Consider the following 15,891-nt stretch of genomic DNA (forward strand, 5'->3'; position numbering starts at 1 on the left):
ACCGTCTGGCACATGAGGGCCGCGAATGTCGCGGGGACACACCGCAACGCCGGCGAGAAGACAACGTGGTCGATACCAGTGTTCGAAAACTTTCACTTTCATCACACCCACTGACTTGTTGGGGACACACCGTCCAGGCAACGCTCTGCCGAGTCCCCCTGTGATGTCCGCCGGGAAAGGCTTCGCCGCCGCGCCAACGAGCGCCGGGCGGGCCATCCACGGGCATCATCCGGGGAAGCGACAGCGCGCCGCGCGACGCCGCACGAGGAGTGCCGGCCAGGTTTGCGCGCGGAGATCTGCGCCCGGCCCGCATCGCTGAAGGCGAGCGCGGAGTACGGAAGAGACGGGACGTGTTCTAGTGCTGGGTCCGCCTCGTGCGGGCTGTGGTCAGATCGTGGCAGACGCTGCGCCCTCCAGTAGGACGCCGGCGGCGCGGACGTACGACATCCGCGCGGCAGGACCTAGTGACGCTGTGGCGCAAGAGCGACAAGGTAGCCGCGGTCTGGCAGACGGCTCATACGGGCTAGCAGCGGCCCCTGGACTCCCATCGCTGTAGAGTAAATCCTCCCTTTGAAGATCGAGACTCCTTCTGTCTGCCTATGCGGCGGCAGGGGCGAGACCTTGCGGCGTACCCGCTTCTGCTTGCGGTGACATCTGTTTACCGTGACAGGCATGGCTCACGCCGGCGGCACTGCCTCATCGGCGCCAGGAACTGCATTGTGCGATTCGCGGTCCTGTGTGCGGCGCAGGCAATGCGTGCCCATCGGAGACGGCGGGGTAGTGCGGCGATTCCACTGTCAGGTGGGTGACTAGGAGATACCTCGTGGCCACCACAGCTTTTGGCTTTCGGCGTGTGCGCGCCTTTCTAGCCGCCGTCGCGACTACCGCGACGTTGTCCACCGTTTCAACGATGACTCCCGCAGTAGCGCAGGAGCACGAACCCATCGACGTGAAGCAACTGCTTTCCTCGAGCAACCCCTCGATTTCTGATCTGGCCGGCGCTATCGCGGCCATCGAAGATCAGATCGCGCAGGCGGAGGCGACGATCGGCACCCGCCGGGAGGCCGTGAACCGCGCGCTCGTGGATCTGCAGGACGCCCGTACTCAGGCCGAGCAGGCCCGTCGCGGCACCGAGACCGCGCGCGGCGAGCTCGACGCGGCGCAAGACAGCGTCACTGAGGCGCAGGAGAAGATGAATGAGATCTCCCGCTCGGCGTACCGGCGCAGCGCCAACTCTGACTCGGTCTCCGCACTCTCGGGCCGCGAGGCTCGTGCGGAAAAGCTTGAGCGCCAGGCGATGCTGCGCACCCGCTCGACCCAGCAGCAAGGGGTCATCGACGAGCTGCAAAAGCAGCGCACGGAAAAGGCAAACAAGGAGTCACAGCTGCGCAAGACCCAGCAGCTCGCCGAAGAGCGTGAGGCGCGAGCCGATGAGGCGGAGCGCAGCGCCCGTGAGCAGCTGGCGCAGTCGCAGACTGACGTCGAATCCGCCAGCAAGGAACGCGAGGATCTCCTCTCTCAGCTTAGCTCCCTCACTAAAGCGCTAAATCAAGCCAAGGGGCTGGATACTGAGGAGAAGGGCGGCAACCCCGCCGATGCTAACGTCAAGCCAAATGCCTTGACGGATCAGCAGGCCGTCGAGGCGAACACCGGCCAGGGCGCCCCGGCGCAGGACCCAGCATCCACCGTCGAGGTCCCGGCAGAGGCAGCCACGGGTGTCGCGCCCGAGGCGGCTGAGAATGTCGCGCCCGAGGCATCGGCAGAGCACAATGGTGCTGCCGCCGAGGCCCCGGCAGGGCAGGCTCCGGCCACCGTCGCTGAAGCTCAGGCCCCGGCGCAGGATCCGGCCCAGGCCGAGGAAGTCACCCGCCAGTACCAGGCAGAGGGCTCCCCGCAGGTTTCTGCCTCCGACGTCAAGAACGTCATCGACGGGGCGGTCAAGCTTTCCTCGGATCCCAACGTGCAGGAGCTCTCCTCGCGCGGCTTCGAAGGTGGAAGCTCGAGCATCGACATGGACACCATCGCGCTGGGTGCCGGTGCCATCGGTGCGGCAGTGGCGATCATTGCCGCCTCCGAGCCGAACCACACCGGGCTGACCAAAGACGAGCTGAATTCCTTGGCGCAGGGCTCCTCACGCCTGGCCGCCCTGCAGGGTGGCGGAAGCGGCGCGAGTGACGGCGTCGACAGCGAGGTCGGCGGCGTGCTTGAGGATCTCGGCACCACCGACTCGGTAACCGATGAAGCCACGGGTGCCCTGGGCGATGCCAGCCGCGAGGCCAAAATCGAGGCGGTCATCGCTCGCGCGAAGTCGCAGATCGGCGTGCCCTACGCCTGGGGCGGCGGCAACGCCAACGGTCCGACGAAGGGCATTCGCGATGGTGGTGTGGCGGACTCCTACGGCGACTACAACAAGGTGGGCTTCGACTGCTCCGGCCTGACCCTGTACGCCTATGCCGCTGCGGGCATCTCTCTGCCGCACTACACCGGTTACCAGTACCAAAAGGGAACCAAGGTCAGCCCGAGCGAAATGCAGCGCGGCGACCTCATCTTCTACGGGCCGAACGCAGAACAGCACGTAGCAATCTATCTTGGCGACGGCACCATGATTGAGGCACCTCAGTCTGGCTCCACGGTGCAGATCAGCCCAGTGCGCTGGGCGGGCATGAGCCCGTACGCCGTGCGCCTCCTCTAAGCCCCAACCTCAGGTTGGTAAAGTTGCGGTATGACTGACGCACAACAGACCAACCGCAGCTTCGACGCCCTCCTCGTTCTTTCTTTCGGTGGCCCGGAAGGAAACGAGGAGGTCGTTCCGTTTTTGGAGAACGTTACGCGCGGTCGCGGCATTCCGCGCGAGCGGCTCGAGGCGGTTGGCGAGCACTATTTTCACTTTGGCGGGGTCAGCCCGCTCAACAAACTCAACCGGGAGATCATTGCCAACGTTGAGCAGGAGCTGAAGAACCGCGGACATAATCTACCGGTCTACTTTGGTAACCGGAACTGGCACCCCTTCGGGGCGGAGGCGGTCAAGCAGATGGCCGCTGATGGCGTGCGCAACGTCGCGGTCTTTGCCACCTCGGCGTGGGGCGGCTACAGCGCTTGCCGGCAGTACGACGAAGACATTGCCGCGCTAGACGACGTCGCCCGTACCGAGTGCGGCGTCGACATGACCTTTACCAAGCTGCGCCAGTTCTTTGATCACCCGAAGTTCATCGCCGAAATGGCTGAGGCGCTTAGGGAGGCCTGCGCCGCCATTCCGGAAGGCAAGCGCTCCCGCGTGCTCTTTACCGCCCACTCCGTGCCCACCGCGCACGACGCCGTCGGCGGAGCGGAGGGGGACAAGCACCTGTACTCCCGCCAGGTGGCCGAGGCTTCGCGGCTCGTCGCCAAGCACGCCGGCATCGAGGACTACGACATCGTCTGGCAGTCGCGCTCCGGCAACCCGGCCACACCGTGGCTGGAGCCGGACATCGTGGATCACACCACACAGCTACACCGCGAGGAACACATTGAGGCCATTGCCGTGTGTCCGATCGGCTTCATCTCCGATCACATGGAGGTGGTCTGGGACCTCGATACCGAGCTGGTTCAGGCCGCCGAGGAGCTGGGAGTGCAAGTCTCTCGTGCCCGCACGGCTGGGCCTTCCCAGCGCTTCGCCTCGATGATCGTGGATCTGGTGGATGAGCTGGAGCAGGGCAAGGCCCCGGAATCCTTGGGCGAGGTCACCGTGCAGGGGTGCACCGTCAACGGCGCGCCCTGCGCCGAGGGCTGCTGCGATATCCGTTCGCTGCGCCGCGGCCACTAGGCATTGGCGCTAGGAGTGGGCGCTAGCGGGGGAAGTCACTGAGCGCATAAGACACACCAGCTATGCGGGCCTGGCGGATGTGGCGCCACAGACGGAAGAGCTGGGGATCGTAGCGGTGATCCCCGGCCCGCTGGGTGACGGTTTCTATGATAGCCGCCACCCGGTCGGCGCGCGCGAAGAGCTTGGCCGCGCGGCCCGGCACGCAGCTGGGCAGCCCGGGGGTGTCGTAGAAATCGCTGAGCGTGCCCACGGTAAGCCGGGGGTTGCTAAGCTCCGTGCTGACATAACCTTGCGCCTCGATGAGCGCGGCTGCCTCGTTGGTGGCGGCGCTGAGGAGGGCATCGGCCTCGCCGGGGCTGAGCCACGCGGGCGCGGGCAGCGGCGCCTCCTCATCAAAGACCCGCCAGCTGGTGCCAGTGGGCCTGCTGTGGGTAGTGAGGATAATGTGAGTGCTGGGATTGTTGGTGCGCACCACGATGGCGCCGCCCGTCGACTGCGCTGCGCGGCCGGCCGAGGTGCCCGCGGGCAGAGCCACGGCTTCGCCCGGCCCGCCCAGCACGACGCGGAGCACCGGCTCGCGCTCGCGCCGCGAGATTATGTCAGAAGTGGCGGTGCGCAGTTCGGAGAGAAGATCGATGAAAGGTAGCTGCTCCACGTTGCCGTACTCGTCGCGTTCCTCCACGGTGTGCTCGCCGCCCAACGCGGTGAGCGCCTCGAGCAGATCGTCGGCGGAGACATGTCCCCACAGCCAGGCACCTAGCCAGACGGCAGTATTTTGCAAGGGTGACCACACCTCGGCGCGCATATCCATGGCGGGCAAGTCTACTCGATAGGCTAGTGAGCTATGAGTACAGACCCTTATGCAGGCGACATCTTCGCCGGACATGCCCGCAGCCGCACACCCGAGTACCCGGAGGTCCCCGCCGAGCCCGGCATGGTGGTCGAGGTGCGCGGGACGGACTTCGTTGGTGCTGTGATGGGCGTCGACAAGACCGCGTGGGGCCCGGTGGTCAGGCTGGCGGATCGCTATGACAACGAGCGGGTTTTCAAGCTCGTCAAGGGCGGATTCCTGCTCGAGGGCCAGCCCGTCACGCTGACGCGCTACGTGGAAAAGCAAGCGCCGCGCCGCTCCAACTCGGGCTCGCGGCGCGTGGCCAACGTCGAGGCAAAGGTCGCAGCACCGTCCCGCATTTGGGTCGAAGGCATTCACGACGCCGCCATTGTGGAGAAGGTCTGGGGTCACGATCTCCGCGTCGAGGGCGTGGTGGTGGAGTACCTCGAGGGTTTGGACAACCTTGAGGAGCGGCTGGCGGAATTCCATCCCGGGCCCGGCCGTCGCGTCGGCGTGCTGGCCGATCACCTGGTGGAGGGCTCCAAGGAGACGCGGATGACCCAGCGTCTCGGCGAGCACGTTCTGGTGACCGGACATCCCTTCATCGATATCTGGGCCGCTGTCAAGCCCGAGCGCCTCGGCATGCGCGCCTGGCCCGAGGTGCCCTATGGCGAGGACTGGAAGACGGGCATCTGTCAGCGCCTGGGCTGGAGCGACCCGAAGGAGGGGTGGAGCCGTGTCTACAACGCCGTTAACTCCTTCCGCGATCTCGATTCCAGCCTCATCGGCGCAGTGGAGCGTCTGGTGGACTTCGTGACCACCCCGCAGCTGCGGAAGGAAGACCTACTCTAGGGGTGTCGGCGCTGCGCGCTAGGGCGTATTGGCGCGCTCGATGAGGTTGACCGCGAGCTGCCAACCAGCCATCTCAGCCGCCCAGCCCGCCGCCTGCAGGCGCTGGGACATGGCCTGCTTAGAAATGCCTAGCTCCTCCGCTGCCTCGTTCTGGTTAAGCCCCGCGCGCACCAGCGAGGTAGCCTCGCGGCCCTCCATGGTGCGCTTGGCGAGCACGAAGCCCAGCAGCGCGAACGCCGCGGCGATGTCGCTAGCCTCGGAGGCTCGGCCGCGCTTGCTGATCTTGGCGTAGACCTGTCCCGCGCGCGCCGCGCCCTTGAGCGAGGCCGTGGCCACCGCGCGAGCGCTCTCCTCATCGCCGCGCTGTCCCGGTGAGATGCCGATGCCGATGGCCCAATCGCCGTCGGCAAGCAGTGCCATGACGACGTCGCACACTGACGACGCCGAGTACGCCACCGCGCAGATATCCTCCACGCCGAGCACCTGGAACTCGCCAACGCCATCGAGGGTGCTCAGCGCAGCCGCAGAGCGCTGCACCAATTCTGCGCGGCGTACGGAACGCCCTCGATAGCGAGCATGAACTGCGAGCACGCTTCCTCCTTAATGCTTGATGGCTTTGCGCTACTGCTTTCACGTGCCTACCCGTTTAGTTTAACGCTCAAAGTCCGGAATCAGCGCTTGACTTGCCGGAATAGCCCGGGGGTGAAGGCATGTTTAGGGCCGGGCGGGCAGGCGAGTATCCGCGTAGAGGCCGCCCGCGCCCAGCAGCGCGAAGACCACCAGCGCCGCCACAACGCCCGGGCTGAAACCACTGGTGAGCGTGTCTCCGAAGAAGACGCCGATGGCCGTGGTGGGGATGGAACCGATCAGCGTGGCTACCGTGAACTGCGCCAGCGGAATCGGGGTCAGCGCCACGACGTAGTTCAGTAGCGAGAAGGGCACGCCGGCCACCATGCGCAGGGAGGCCACCGCCAGCCAGCCGCGCCGCTCCAAGCGCGCGTTGATCTTAAACACCGCGGGGTGGGTGAGGTGCGGGCGAATCCAGGAGCCCAGCAGCCTGCGGACGATGAGCAGTGAGAGCGTGGCCGAGATAGTCAGGGCCACCAGCGCGATGCCCAGCCCCAGCCAGGGTCCGAAGAGCACGCCCGCCGCGACGGTCCAGAACGTACGGGGAAAGGGAAACTGAGTAAAAAAGACATAGGCTGCGGTAAAAGCCACAACAAACCACGGGCCAAGGTGTTCTGCCCAGCGGCGCAGCGCCACCATGTCCGGGATATCCACAAACATCAGCGCAAGGATAAGGGCCAACGCCGCCAGGATGACCGTCACCCAGCGCTTCCACGACCACACCGCCATGGCCTGGCCTGCGGAGCGCGCCAGCGACTGTAGGAAACGTCCGAAGCTGCGTGTCCAGGAAGCAAACGTTGACATGGGCAGTCAGCTTAGTCCCGCCGCGCTGTTCGGCGCACGCGACGAGCCTGCGCAAAAGCTGTGGAGTTGGGCATAACATGCCCGCAGATGGATCTCCGCTACTGCATGCTGCCAGCGTACAGGCTTAGGATGTGCGCCATGAATCTTCTTTCCTACATGGATGCCGGCACACTGCTCGCGTCCTTTGGCCCCTGGGTGCTGGTGGGTACCGCGGTGGTGGTCTTTATTGAGTCCGGGGTACTCTTCCCCTTTCTTCCTGGCGATTCCCTTCTGGTTAGCGCGGCTATGCTTCACGACGACCTCCGTGTCTCCGTCTGGGCCCTCCTTGCGGTGGGCGTGATGGCTGCCGTCGTAGGTGACCAGGTGGGCTATGGGATAGGGCATAGGTACGGGCGCGGATTATTCTCGAAGGACGCGCGCCTGCTCAAGCTGGAGCACCTCACGGCGGCGGAGGAGTTCTTTCGCGCGCACGGACCGGTAGCGCTGGTGCTGGGGCGCTTTGTGCCGATTGTGCGGACCTTTATCCCGGTGGCCGCCGGCACGGCGCAGATGCGCTATAAGGACTTCGTGGGCTGGAATGTCTCGGGCGCTGTGCTGTGGGTGCTGTCGATGACCATGGTGGGGGTTTTCTTGGGCAACATCCCGGGTATCGCACATTCCATCGACAAGATTATGGTGCTCGTGGTCTTCGTCTCGGTGCTGCCCATCGCGGTCAAGGGTGTGCTTGGCTACGCGCAGAAGCAGCGCGGCGCCGCCGCGGTTGACTCGGACTAGCTGCAGGAGGTGGGTCTGCCCACCTTCCCTGTTCGAGGCTGCTTGTCTGGTGGCTGTGCTTTACTGGCGGGTTGGGCTCAATTTGACGCGCGAAGATGTGTTCGAATCTGGTCTTGACGCGGAGGGTTTACGCGCTAGGATAGAACGCATAGGCGAACACCGAGGGGGGAACATGCACGATAAGCACGAGCGCATCAATGAGCTGCTGGCCACTGCGTCGAAGGCGCTGTCTGGCCTACATACGCTGATGCAGGACCCCTCTGACGTGTACTTCGGGAGAGTGCGCCAGGGCTTCGAAGACTTCGAGGCGATGCAGTCTTTCAAGGGGATCATCGATGCATCCTTTGCTTTCATTGCGGAGCGTGACGATGCCGGCCGGCACGTCAGCTCCTCGCGGGCGGACGACTATCTAGAGCAACGCTTGGGCATTCCCTATCAGGAAGCCCAGGCCCGCCTCGACGCCGGCAGGAAGCTCTTCGGTTCCCTGGAGGAGTCCCTGGGGTCGTCGCAGTCAGAACAGCCTGATCCGGCGGCAGGTGGGGAGTCGCAGGATGAGCAGCTGGGTGATGAGAATGCGGCCCGCGCGGAGCGTGAGCGTAAGGCGCGGGAACGTCAAGAGCGCGAGGAACGGGAGCGTGAGGCCGAGAGGAAGCGGCGCGAGGAGATGCTCAAAAAGCCCCTGCCGCCGCACATCATCAAGCTTATTGAGGACCAACTGCGCAACCTCAACGAAGGAGCCACGCCTGGGCCGGCCGAGTTGCGCGAGCAGGCCACTCTCAAGGCGCACGTGCTAAGTGGGATGGAACTGCGGCAGTGGCTGCGGGATGCCATCAGGCAGGCGAACAAGTCCACGCGCGGCCAGTTGGGCAATGCGATCCCGAAGCGCTTCCTCAAGGCCTCGCGTCCGGATCAGGATGGCGGCATCTGGGTCAGCGCGTATTTAGAACCGCACGCCGCGGCGATGTTTAACGCCATCTTTGCCCCAGGGAAGCTAACCACCCTCAACCCTGCAGTAGGGCAGGAGGATAAGCGCACCTATAGACAGAAAATGGCGGATCACCTCACAGTGGTTATGGATTCCTTTCTGCAGAACCAGCAGGAGCGAGCCCAGGGCGCGAGCAGGGGATTGCGGTCTATTCTGGTCGCAGCCACGATGGATGAGCTGGAAGGCGTGGACGAATACACCCGTTTTGCCACCAACGTCGGCGTAGAGCTGTCCGCGCTGGATATTTTGCGGTTGGGCTTGGCGGACAATGACCTCTTTTGCATAGTGGACCGCAATGGGCACCCGCTGGACATGGGCTATGCCGTGAGGCGAGCCACCGTGTGGCAGAAGCTGGCACTCGCAGTAAAGGAGCTGGTGTGCTCGCATGAGGGCTGCGATAAGCCGTGGACGGAGTGCGAAGTGCACCATGTGCAAGCTTGGACGCGCGGCGGGCCGACGAACTTGGCCAACCTGACGCTTCAGTGCCGGGGTCATCACGTGGATAACAACGACGCCCAAGATGGCTTCCGCAATATGGGTCACGCCGAGCGAGATCCCGATACCGGACGAGTTGGGTTCAGGGCGCCGGGGCAGCCGTTGCGCTTCAACGATTCCCCCGCGGCCCAGAAGGCGCCGGGGCGTAGGGCGGCGGAGAAATCCAGAGCTAAGGATGAGCGCAAGGATAAGCACCGGGACCGCGGCGGGAAGCACGGCAACAAGGAAAGCCCGCTGGGAGACAAACCTAGAGATGAACCGGGAGACAAGCAGAGAGGACCGGCCCCGGCAGACCGGAGAGGGACAACGAACACGCGGAAAGGCGGTGCAACATGTCAGCCGCCACCCGACGTGGCCTAGAGGAAGAGGTTGGAAAAGAGGAGAGAAGGAAAAGAGGAAGGAAAAGAAGAACCGAAGAACCGGCTGGAAGGAGAAGGGGCCGTCGCGCATGCGAAAGTCCCGGCTCACCGCGTCATTGTGCGGTAAACCGGGACTCTCATCTGTGCCCGAGGGGGGACTTGAACCCCCACGTCCGTTAATAGGACACTAGCACCTCAAGCTAGCGCGTCTGCCATTCCGCCACCCGGGCTGGGTGTTTGTTCAGCCTCTCGGCTGGGCACTTGAATACTGTAGCGTGAAGCGCGTGTAATAAACAAATCTGCAGCTAGGGGCAGGAAAATGGCTACAGAAATGGGCGAGTATGTGCGTCATAAAGAACAGCGATGTAACTCGGGTGAAGAGCAGTTGTTGGGCGACTGCTGAGAGGAGACTGCGGAGTGGTTGGGCGGCACATGCGTGGTGCTGTGCGCTCGGCCGGTCTCGGTGTTGCCCGTGGCTCGCGTCACGCGTCGGCGCAATCCGGTACAAAGGGATCCATGACTTCCTACATCGATGATCGTTTCCCTGGCCCCGACCCCTACGCACCCCTCGGTGACGTGCCCAGCTTCCCGCTGAGTTCTACTGATCTGCAGGACGGTGAGGAGATCGGCGAGCGCTTCCGTGCCCCGAGCAACGTTTCCCCGCAGCTGGCGTGGTCCGATCTGCCGGAGGGTACCAAATCCCTCGCCGTGACCTGCTTCGACCCGGACGCGCCCACCGGCTCCGGCTTCTGGCACTGGGCCGCCTTCAACATTCCGGCCGCTACCACCGAGCTACCCACGGGCGCCGGCTCCGCCGAGGATCTCGGTATCGAGGGCGTGGTATCGTTGCGCGGTGACTCCGGCCAGCGCACCTACTACGGGCCGAACCCGCCGGCCGGTCACGCCCCGCACCGCTACCTCTACGCCGTGCACGCCGTGGACGTGGAGAAGCTCGACATCGACCCCGAGTCCACCCCCACCGTGCTGGGCTTCAACCTCTACTTCCACACGCTGGGCCGTGCCATTGTGTGGGGATGGTACGAGACCACCTAGTCACCCAGTAGACTCCGCAGAATGACTGATTCTCCAAGGACTGATTCTAGCGGCGTAGACATCCCCGTGGGGCTCCGCATCGGCGGGGCCTTTCTCAGCCTCGCAGCCGTTCTGCTTCTCATGGGTGTTGTGTCCATGCTGCGCGATGGCTTCGGCGCCAGCTTCGACTGGACGTGGCGCAACCTGGCGCTCGTCGTGGCGGCGCTGCTCGTGGGTGCCTTCGCCACGCAGCGCCGCGATCAAAAGGCCAGCCGCACGCAAGTGATCGCACTGGTGATCGCCGTTGTACTCATCGCGGGCAGCATGCTACTGCCCCACGTGGTTCTCACCACCATGGGGCAGTACATGCTCTTTCTTTATGCCGGCGCCGCGCTGATCTGCGCGCTGATCATCCGCCGCACAGCGCACGGCCGGGTCTCATAGGGCCCAGCCGGGATAAGCCGGCGCTAGTCCCGCCACTCCAGACCGGAGCCTACGGCCTCGGAAATGTTGCGCAGGCCGTGCAGGCGGATCTGTCGGGCGATGCCGCGGTGGATATCGCGGATCCAGTCCGGGCCGCCGTAGATGAGCGCGGTATAGCCCTGCAGCAGGCTCGCACCCGCAGCGATGCGTTCCCAGGCCTGCTGCGGGGTGCTGATACCGCCCACCGAGACGAGCACCAGCTTCTCGCCCACGCGGGCGTGCAGGCGCTTGAGCACCTCGAGAGAACGCGCGGCCACCGGCGGGCCGGAGACACCACCCGCGCCCATGGCCTCAACCTCGGCGGCCGGGGTGCGCAGACCCTCGCGGGAGATGGTGGTGTTGGTCGCCACGATGCCCGCCAGGCCCACCTCGACGGCCATGTCGGCCACGGCGTCGATGTCTTCGTCGGAGAGATCGGGGGCGATCTTCACCAGCACCGGCGAGGAGGTGGATTCCACCACGGCCTCCATGATGGGGCGCAGAGACTCCACCGCCTGCAGGTCGCGCAGGCCCGGGGTGTTGGGGGAGGAGACGTTGACCACGACGTAATCGGCAAGATCGCCCAGCACGGAAGCGGTCATGCGGTAGTCATCCACCGCGTGGTCCGCCTCCGTGACCTTGTTCTTGCCAATGTTGATTCCAATGACATCCGAGTAGCGGCGCTTGCGCAGGTTGCGCGCTGCGTGCTCCGCGCCCTCGTTGTTGAAGCCCATCCGGTTGAGAATTCCCTTGTCGGCCTTGAGACGGAACAGCCGCGGGGCCGGGTTGCCCGGCTGCGGGCGGGGAGTGATGGTGCCCAGTTCGGCGTAGCCGAAGCCGACGGCCGTCCAGGCGTCGGCAGCCGCGGCGTTCTTATCAAAGCCCGCGGCCAGGCCCAGCGGGCGCGGGAAGGTGACGCCAAAGACCGTCTGCTCCAAGACCGGATCGTTGACCGCGATGACCTTGGCCATCGCGCGGTTGAGGGGGCCGATGGACTGCACTACGTGCAGGCCCTGGTTGATGATGCCGTGGATGCGCTCGGGATCCAGGCGGAACATTCCGCGCAAGGCAAGCTGGTAGGCGTTGCGGCGCACGCGGTGGCTGAAGGTTTCCTGCATGTCGTGACCTTTACTTCTCAAGCTCGCCGTCGAGCGTGTCGGGGGTGATGAACTGGAGGCCATCGCCGGTGGCGGAGGCGGTGACCAGGGTGCCGTCGCCAAGCACGGCAATGTTCTGAGCATCCTTGATGGTCAGCAGCGTGCCAGACAGCTCCGGGACGCCGCTGGCCACCTTATAGGCGTGCAGCTGGTTATTGTCCGTCGTGGTAACCCAGGCCAGCTGGCGCGGGGAGTCCCAGGCCACGGCCCAGGGCGTGCCCTCAGTGTTGCCGTACTGGTGCAGACGCACGACGTCATCGGCGGTGTAAATGGCCAGGCGCTTGCCCACCACATCGGAGGCCACCACCACGGAGCCCTCGCCGGCGGAGATCTGGCCCACACCTTGCCCCACGCGCAGGCGGCCACCGGCGCGGTCATTCTGCCAGTCCACGGTCTGCACGGTGGAGTCCGCGCGCAGCATGCGCACCAGGCTGTCCGGCCCGGAGGCGTTGGGCACCGGGATGAGCTGGTCGGATCCGTCCTCCACGGAGAGGTCGTCCTCGCGGGCGCCGTCCTTATACAGGGCAATGGTGGTGGACTCGTGTGAGCCGACGAAGAGCTCGCCGGTGGAAAGCTCCGCGGCAACGGTGACGGGGGAGTCCTCCTCCATGGCGATCTCCTGCGGGGAGTCCGGGGCGCCCGGATCGATGAGCAAGACTCTGTCGCCGCAGGCCAGCACGAAGTGCTTGTCCGAAGCGGTGAGGTCACCGCACTCCTTGTTCACGGGGAGCTCAGTGGCCTCCTGGGCGGAGAAGTCCGCGGCGGTGCCGATGCTCAAGGACTCCGCTGAGCGCACCGCCAGGATCTCATCGACCACGGCCATGTCGCTGACCTCGGCCGGAAAGTCCACCAGCGTGCCGGCGGGCTTGTCCTCGCCGGAATGCTGCGGGGAGGAGGCTGGTGTGGCGTCGCCCTGCACGGCGGATTTGGGGTCAGAGCCCACGCCAACGGTACTTTGGCACGCGGCCACGCTCAGCGCGCTGGCCAGCAGCGCAACGGGCACAATCTTCTGTTTTAAGGACCGAGCAATCACGATTGACCATCCTATCAGCACCTCTGGCGAGCTCCCGAGCGCGTGGTGGTCGCGGCAGCCGTGGGGTGCGCAGGTAGGCTTACGCGGGTGAATACTGACGTAGCGAGTGATGCAATGACCTGGATGCAGGTCATCGTCTTGTCCATTGTCCAAGGTCTCACCGAGTTCCTTCCCGTGAGCTCCTCGGGGCACCTGCGCATTGTCTCCACCCTGTTTTGGGGCCAGGACGCCGGTGCTTCCTTTACGGCGGTGATCCAGCTGGGCACCGAGCTGGCGGTGGTGGTCTACTTCGCCGGCATGATCTGGCAGATCCTCAAGGGCTGGTTCATCGGCCTGGCCAACAAGGACAAGCGCGGGCAGGACTATCAGATGGGCTGGATGGTCATCGTCGGATCCATCCCCATCGGCGTGCTGGGCCTGCTGGGCAAGGATCTCATCCGCGATAACCTGCGCAACCTGTGGATCACTGCCTCCATGCTGGTGCTGTTTTCCTTCGTTTTCATCGTGGCGGAGCGCGTGGGCAAGAAAACCCGCAGCTTCGAGGAGCTGACCATGAAGGACGCCATCGTCATGGGCCTGTGCCAGTGCCTGGCGCTCATCCCGGGTGTATCGCGCTCCGGCGGCACCATCTCCGGCGGCCTCTTCCTGGGCCTGGACCGCGAGGTAGCCACGCGCTTTAGCTTTCTGCTGGCCATTCCGGCGGTGCTAGCCTCGGGGCTTTTCTCGCTTGGCGACGCCTTCGGGCCCACCGTGGGCCAGTCTGCCACAGGCATGCAGCTGCTGGTGGGCACCGGCATCGCCTTCGTCGTGGGCTACGCCTCGATTGCCTGGCTGCTCAAGTTCGTGGGCAACCACTCCTTCGAGTGGTTCGCGGCCTACCGCATCCCGGTGGGCGTCATCGTGATGATCCTGCTGGCCACTGGCGTGCTCGCCGCTTAGTGTGGCGCTGGGGCAGCGTCCTGCCGCGTGAGCCGGAGTGCCCAGGCGGGGAAGTGAAGGATAGGATGTAGCCCATGCACTCTTGGCCTACACCGCAGTATGATTCTGTCCCCGGCGCAGCCTCCCCGCTGCGCCTCTACGATTCTGCAGACCAGAAGATCCGCGATCTGCACATCGAGGGCGACACCGCCACGATGTATGTGTGCGGCATTACTCCGTATGACTCCACCCACCTGGGGCACGCTGCCACCTATCTGACCTTTGACCTTATCTACCGCGCACTGCTGGATAACGGCTACAACGTCAGTTACGTGCAAAACGTCACCGACGTTGATGATCCGCTTTTCGAGCGTGCGGAGCGCGACGGCGTGGACTGGCGCGAGCTGGGCACCTCCCAGATCGATCTCTTCCGCTCCGATATGGAGATCCTCTCCGTGTTCCCGCCGCAGCACTACGTGGGCGCCATGGAGGCCATCGAGGAGATCAACGAGATGGTAACCAAGCTCGTGGACTCCGGCGCCGCCTACGTGGTCGATGACCCGGAGTACCCGGATGTTTACGCCTCCATCGACGCCACCGAGAACTTTGGCTACGAGTCCAACTATTCCTTGGAGGAGATGACCGAGTTCTTCGCCGAGCGCGGCGGGGATCCGGAGCGTCCCGGCAAGCGCAATCCGCTCGACGCCCTCATCTGGCGCGCGCACCGTGAGGGTGAGCCCGCCTGGGATTCGCCCTTCGGGCCGGGCCGCCCCGGTTGGCACATCGAGTGTTCGGCGATTGCCACCAAGCGCCTGGGCGACTCCTTCGACATCCAGGGCGGCGGATCCGACCTCAAGTTCCCGCACCACGAGTTCTCCGCAGCCCACGCCGAGGCCGCCCTGGGCTGCGAGCGTATGGCCCAGTTCTACGTGCACACCGGCATGATCGGGTTGGACGGCACCAAGATGTCCAAGTCGCTGGGCAACCTCGTCTTCGTGCACAAGCTGGTGGAGCAGGGCGTGGAGCCCTCGGCTATCCGCCTCGGCGTGTTTGCCGGCCACTACCGCAGCGAGCGGGACTGGTCCGATGAGGTGCTGCACCAGGCTGAGGCCCGCCTGGAGCGCTGGCGCGCCGCCCTTGAGACCCCGGGCAGCCTGCAGCGGGCAGAGGCAGCGGTGGCAGCGGTGCGCGAGGCGCTGGCCAACGACCTCGATACCCCGGAGGTGCTTCGGGTGGTTGACGAGTGGGCGTCGGCAAGCGCGGCGGGACAGGAATCCGGTGAGGATGACCCGGCTGCGGCCCAACTGGTGCGCACCGCACTTAATTCGCTGCTTGGCGTGCGGCTCTAGCAAAGTTGAGGCATGATTTCTAACCATGAGCATTCGCGCAGATTTTCAGCCCACGGTCGACGAGTTCATTGGCAATCTCGAGTCCTTTGCCACCGGTGATTACCTCAAGGATGAGGAGAAGGAATTCTGGGACGCCCCCTTTGACGCCAGCGTCCTGCCGCAGCTTCGCGGGATCCTGGAGGAGGCCCTTGACGGGCTGGACAGGCTGCCCGATGACCCCGATGGCAATGCCCTCGTCTCCGTGGTCTCCCCGGCCGTCGAGAAAATTGCCACCTTCAACCACAACAACGAGGACGCCATTGTGGAGCCGGAGGAGAAGGAGGAGCTCACCGAGCTCTTCTACAACGCCTCGGCGGCCACCGGCGCCGACGATGACGCACTCGCACAACTCCCGGAGCTAGATTTCTAAT

15 protein-coding genes and 1 tRNA gene are annotated in these 15,891 nt (G+C 64.9%); 10 read left to right on the plus strand and 6 right to left on the minus strand.

Translation table 11 applies throughout. The features are described from left to right. Window positions 1-805 precede the first annotated feature (805 nt). Both Q4E25_RS02835 and Q4E25_RS02840 read left to right on the plus strand, forming a co-directional pair. Entirely contained in the window at window positions 806-2,692 is a 1,887-nt protein-coding gene (locus Q4E25_RS02835) for a DIP1281 family NlpC/P60 protein (protein ID WP_368502598.1), read from the plus strand. A gap of 30 nt (window positions 2,693-2,722) precedes the next feature. Continuing rightward, the gene (locus Q4E25_RS02840) at window positions 2,723-3,802 is read left to right on the plus strand and encodes a ferrochelatase (protein WP_303153822.1); all 1,080 of its coding nucleotides are present in this window, start codon (window positions 2,723-2,725) and stop codon (window positions 3,800-3,802) included. A 22-nt stretch (window positions 3,803-3,824) separates the two neighbouring features. Here the strand turns inward: Q4E25_RS02840 and Q4E25_RS02845 are convergent, their stop codons facing one another. Beyond that, on the minus strand, window positions 3,825-4,613 hold the full coding sequence (locus Q4E25_RS02845; protein WP_303153825.1) for a hypothetical protein: 789 nt from the start codon (window positions 4,611-4,613) through the stop codon (window positions 3,825-3,827). A gap of 33 nt (window positions 4,614-4,646) precedes the next feature. On the opposite strand from Q4E25_RS02845, the gene Q4E25_RS02850 reads away from it, so the two are divergent. Continuing rightward, a complete protein-coding gene (locus tag Q4E25_RS02850) occupies window positions 4,647-5,486 on the plus strand; it encodes a DUF3097 domain-containing protein (protein WP_303153828.1) in 840 nt (279 codons plus the stop codon). 18 nt (window positions 5,487-5,504) lie between these two features. Here Q4E25_RS02850 and Q4E25_RS02855 read toward each other — a convergent pair whose 3' ends face one another. Further along, complete coding sequence (locus Q4E25_RS02855) at window positions 5,505-6,077, minus strand: MarR family transcriptional regulator (RefSeq protein WP_303153831.1); 573 nt, start codon at window positions 6,075-6,077, stop codon at window positions 5,505-5,507. A 123-nt stretch (window positions 6,078-6,200) separates the two neighbouring features. Next, complete coding sequence (locus tag Q4E25_RS02860; protein WP_303153834.1) at window positions 6,201-6,917, minus strand: TVP38/TMEM64 family protein; 717 nt, start codon at window positions 6,915-6,917, stop codon at window positions 6,201-6,203. Between the two features lie 138 nt (window positions 6,918-7,055). Here Q4E25_RS02860 and Q4E25_RS02865 point away from each other — a divergent pair, with 138 nt between their 5' ends. After that, the gene (locus tag Q4E25_RS02865; RefSeq protein WP_303153835.1) at window positions 7,056-7,691 is read left to right on the plus strand and encodes a DedA family protein; all 636 of its coding nucleotides are present in this window, start codon (window positions 7,056-7,058) and stop codon (window positions 7,689-7,691) included. A 172-nt stretch (window positions 7,692-7,863) separates the two neighbouring features. Then, the gene (locus tag Q4E25_RS02870; protein WP_303153837.1) at window positions 7,864-9,531 is read left to right on the plus strand and encodes an HNH endonuclease signature motif containing protein; all 1,668 of its coding nucleotides are present in this window, start codon (window positions 7,864-7,866) and stop codon (window positions 9,529-9,531) included. A 143-nt stretch (window positions 9,532-9,674) separates the two neighbouring features. Here Q4E25_RS02870 and Q4E25_RS02875 read toward each other — a convergent pair. Further along, window positions 9,675-9,760 (minus strand) — tRNA-Leu (locus Q4E25_RS02875). 286 nt (window positions 9,761-10,046) lie between these two features. On the opposite strand from Q4E25_RS02875, the gene Q4E25_RS02880 reads away from it, so the two are divergent. Further along, window positions 10,047-10,583 (plus strand): YbhB/YbcL family Raf kinase inhibitor-like protein, encoded by a 537-nt coding sequence (locus Q4E25_RS02880; RefSeq protein ID WP_303153838.1) that lies wholly within the window; start codon window positions 10,047-10,049, stop codon window positions 10,581-10,583. Between the two features lie 21 nt (window positions 10,584-10,604). Beyond that, window positions 10,605-11,006, plus strand: coding sequence for a hypothetical protein (locus tag Q4E25_RS02885; RefSeq protein WP_303153841.1), 402 nt, complete (start codon window positions 10,605-10,607; stop codon window positions 11,004-11,006). A gap of 23 nt (window positions 11,007-11,029) precedes the next feature. Here the strand turns inward: Q4E25_RS02885 and Q4E25_RS02890 are convergent, their stop codons facing one another. Beyond that, window positions 11,030-12,142 carry a quinone-dependent dihydroorotate dehydrogenase gene (locus tag Q4E25_RS02890; protein WP_303153843.1) on the minus strand — a complete coding sequence of 371 codons (1,113 nt, stop codon included), beginning with the start codon at window positions 12,140-12,142 and terminating at the stop codon, window positions 11,030-11,032. Between the two features lie 10 nt (window positions 12,143-12,152). After that, entirely contained in the window at window positions 12,153-13,184 is a 1,032-nt protein-coding gene (locus Q4E25_RS02895) for a hypothetical protein (protein WP_303153846.1), read from the minus strand. A gap of 144 nt (window positions 13,185-13,328) precedes the next feature. Here Q4E25_RS02895 and Q4E25_RS02900 point away from each other — a divergent pair, with 144 nt between their 5' ends. The 3 genes from Q4E25_RS02900 (at window position 13,329) to Q4E25_RS02910 (ending at window position 15,890) form a co-directional block, all read left to right on the plus strand. Continuing rightward, window positions 13,329-14,153, plus strand: a complete 825-nt coding sequence (locus Q4E25_RS02900; RefSeq protein WP_303153980.1) for an undecaprenyl-diphosphate phosphatase — start codon at window positions 13,329-13,331, stop codon at window positions 14,151-14,153. A 74-nt stretch (window positions 14,154-14,227) separates the two neighbouring features. Further along, entirely contained in the window at window positions 14,228-15,481 is a 1,254-nt protein-coding gene (gene mshC / locus Q4E25_RS02905; protein WP_303153849.1) for a cysteine--1-D-myo-inosityl 2-amino-2-deoxy-alpha-D-glucopyranoside ligase, read from the plus strand. A gap of 25 nt (window positions 15,482-15,506) precedes the next feature. Further along, window positions 15,507-15,890: a hypothetical protein gene (locus Q4E25_RS02910; RefSeq protein WP_303153851.1), complete on the plus strand. Its 384-nt coding sequence runs from the start codon at window positions 15,507-15,509 to the stop codon at window positions 15,888-15,890. Window position 15,891 lies beyond the last annotated feature (1 nt).

Source organism: Corynebacterium sp. (genome assembly GCF_030532325.1).
Taxonomy (GTDB): Bacteria; Actinomycetota; Actinomycetes; order Mycobacteriales; family Mycobacteriaceae; genus Corynebacterium.

Coding starts and splice junctions, on each gene's coding strand:
- Q4E25_RS02885 (WP_303153841.1), top strand. CDS start 10,605: ATGACTGATTCTCCAAGGACTGATTCTAGCGGCGTAGACATCCCCGTG.
- Q4E25_RS02865 (WP_303153835.1), top strand. CDS start 7,056: ATGAATCTTCTTTCCTACATGGATGCCGGCACACTGCTCGCGTCCTTT.
- Q4E25_RS02850 (WP_303153828.1), top strand. CDS start 4,647: ATGAGTACAGACCCTTATGCAGGCGACATCTTCGCCGGACATGCCCGC.
- Q4E25_RS02860 (WP_303153834.1), bottom strand. CDS start 6,917: ATGTCAACGTTTGCTTCCTGGACACGCAGCTTCGGACGTTTCCTACAG.
- mshC (WP_303153849.1), top strand. CDS start 14,228: ATGCACTCTTGGCCTACACCGCAGTATGATTCTGTCCCCGGCGCAGCC.
- Q4E25_RS02840 (WP_303153822.1), top strand. CDS start 2,723: ATGACTGACGCACAACAGACCAACCGCAGCTTCGACGCCCTCCTCGTT.
- Q4E25_RS02910 (WP_303153851.1), top strand. CDS start 15,507: ATGAGCATTCGCGCAGATTTTCAGCCCACGGTCGACGAGTTCATTGGC.
- Q4E25_RS02890 (WP_303153843.1), bottom strand. CDS start 12,142: ATGCAGGAAACCTTCAGCCACCGCGTGCGCCGCAACGCCTACCAGCTT.
- Q4E25_RS02845 (WP_303153825.1), bottom strand. CDS start 4,613: ATGGATATGCGCGCCGAGGTGTGGTCACCCTTGCAAAATACTGCCGTC.
- Q4E25_RS02870 (WP_303153837.1), top strand. CDS start 7,864: ATGCACGATAAGCACGAGCGCATCAATGAGCTGCTGGCCACTGCGTCG.
- Q4E25_RS02900 (WP_303153980.1), top strand. CDS start 13,329: ATGACCTGGATGCAGGTCATCGTCTTGTCCATTGTCCAAGGTCTCACC.
- Q4E25_RS02880 (WP_303153838.1), top strand. CDS start 10,047: ATGACTTCCTACATCGATGATCGTTTCCCTGGCCCCGACCCCTACGCA.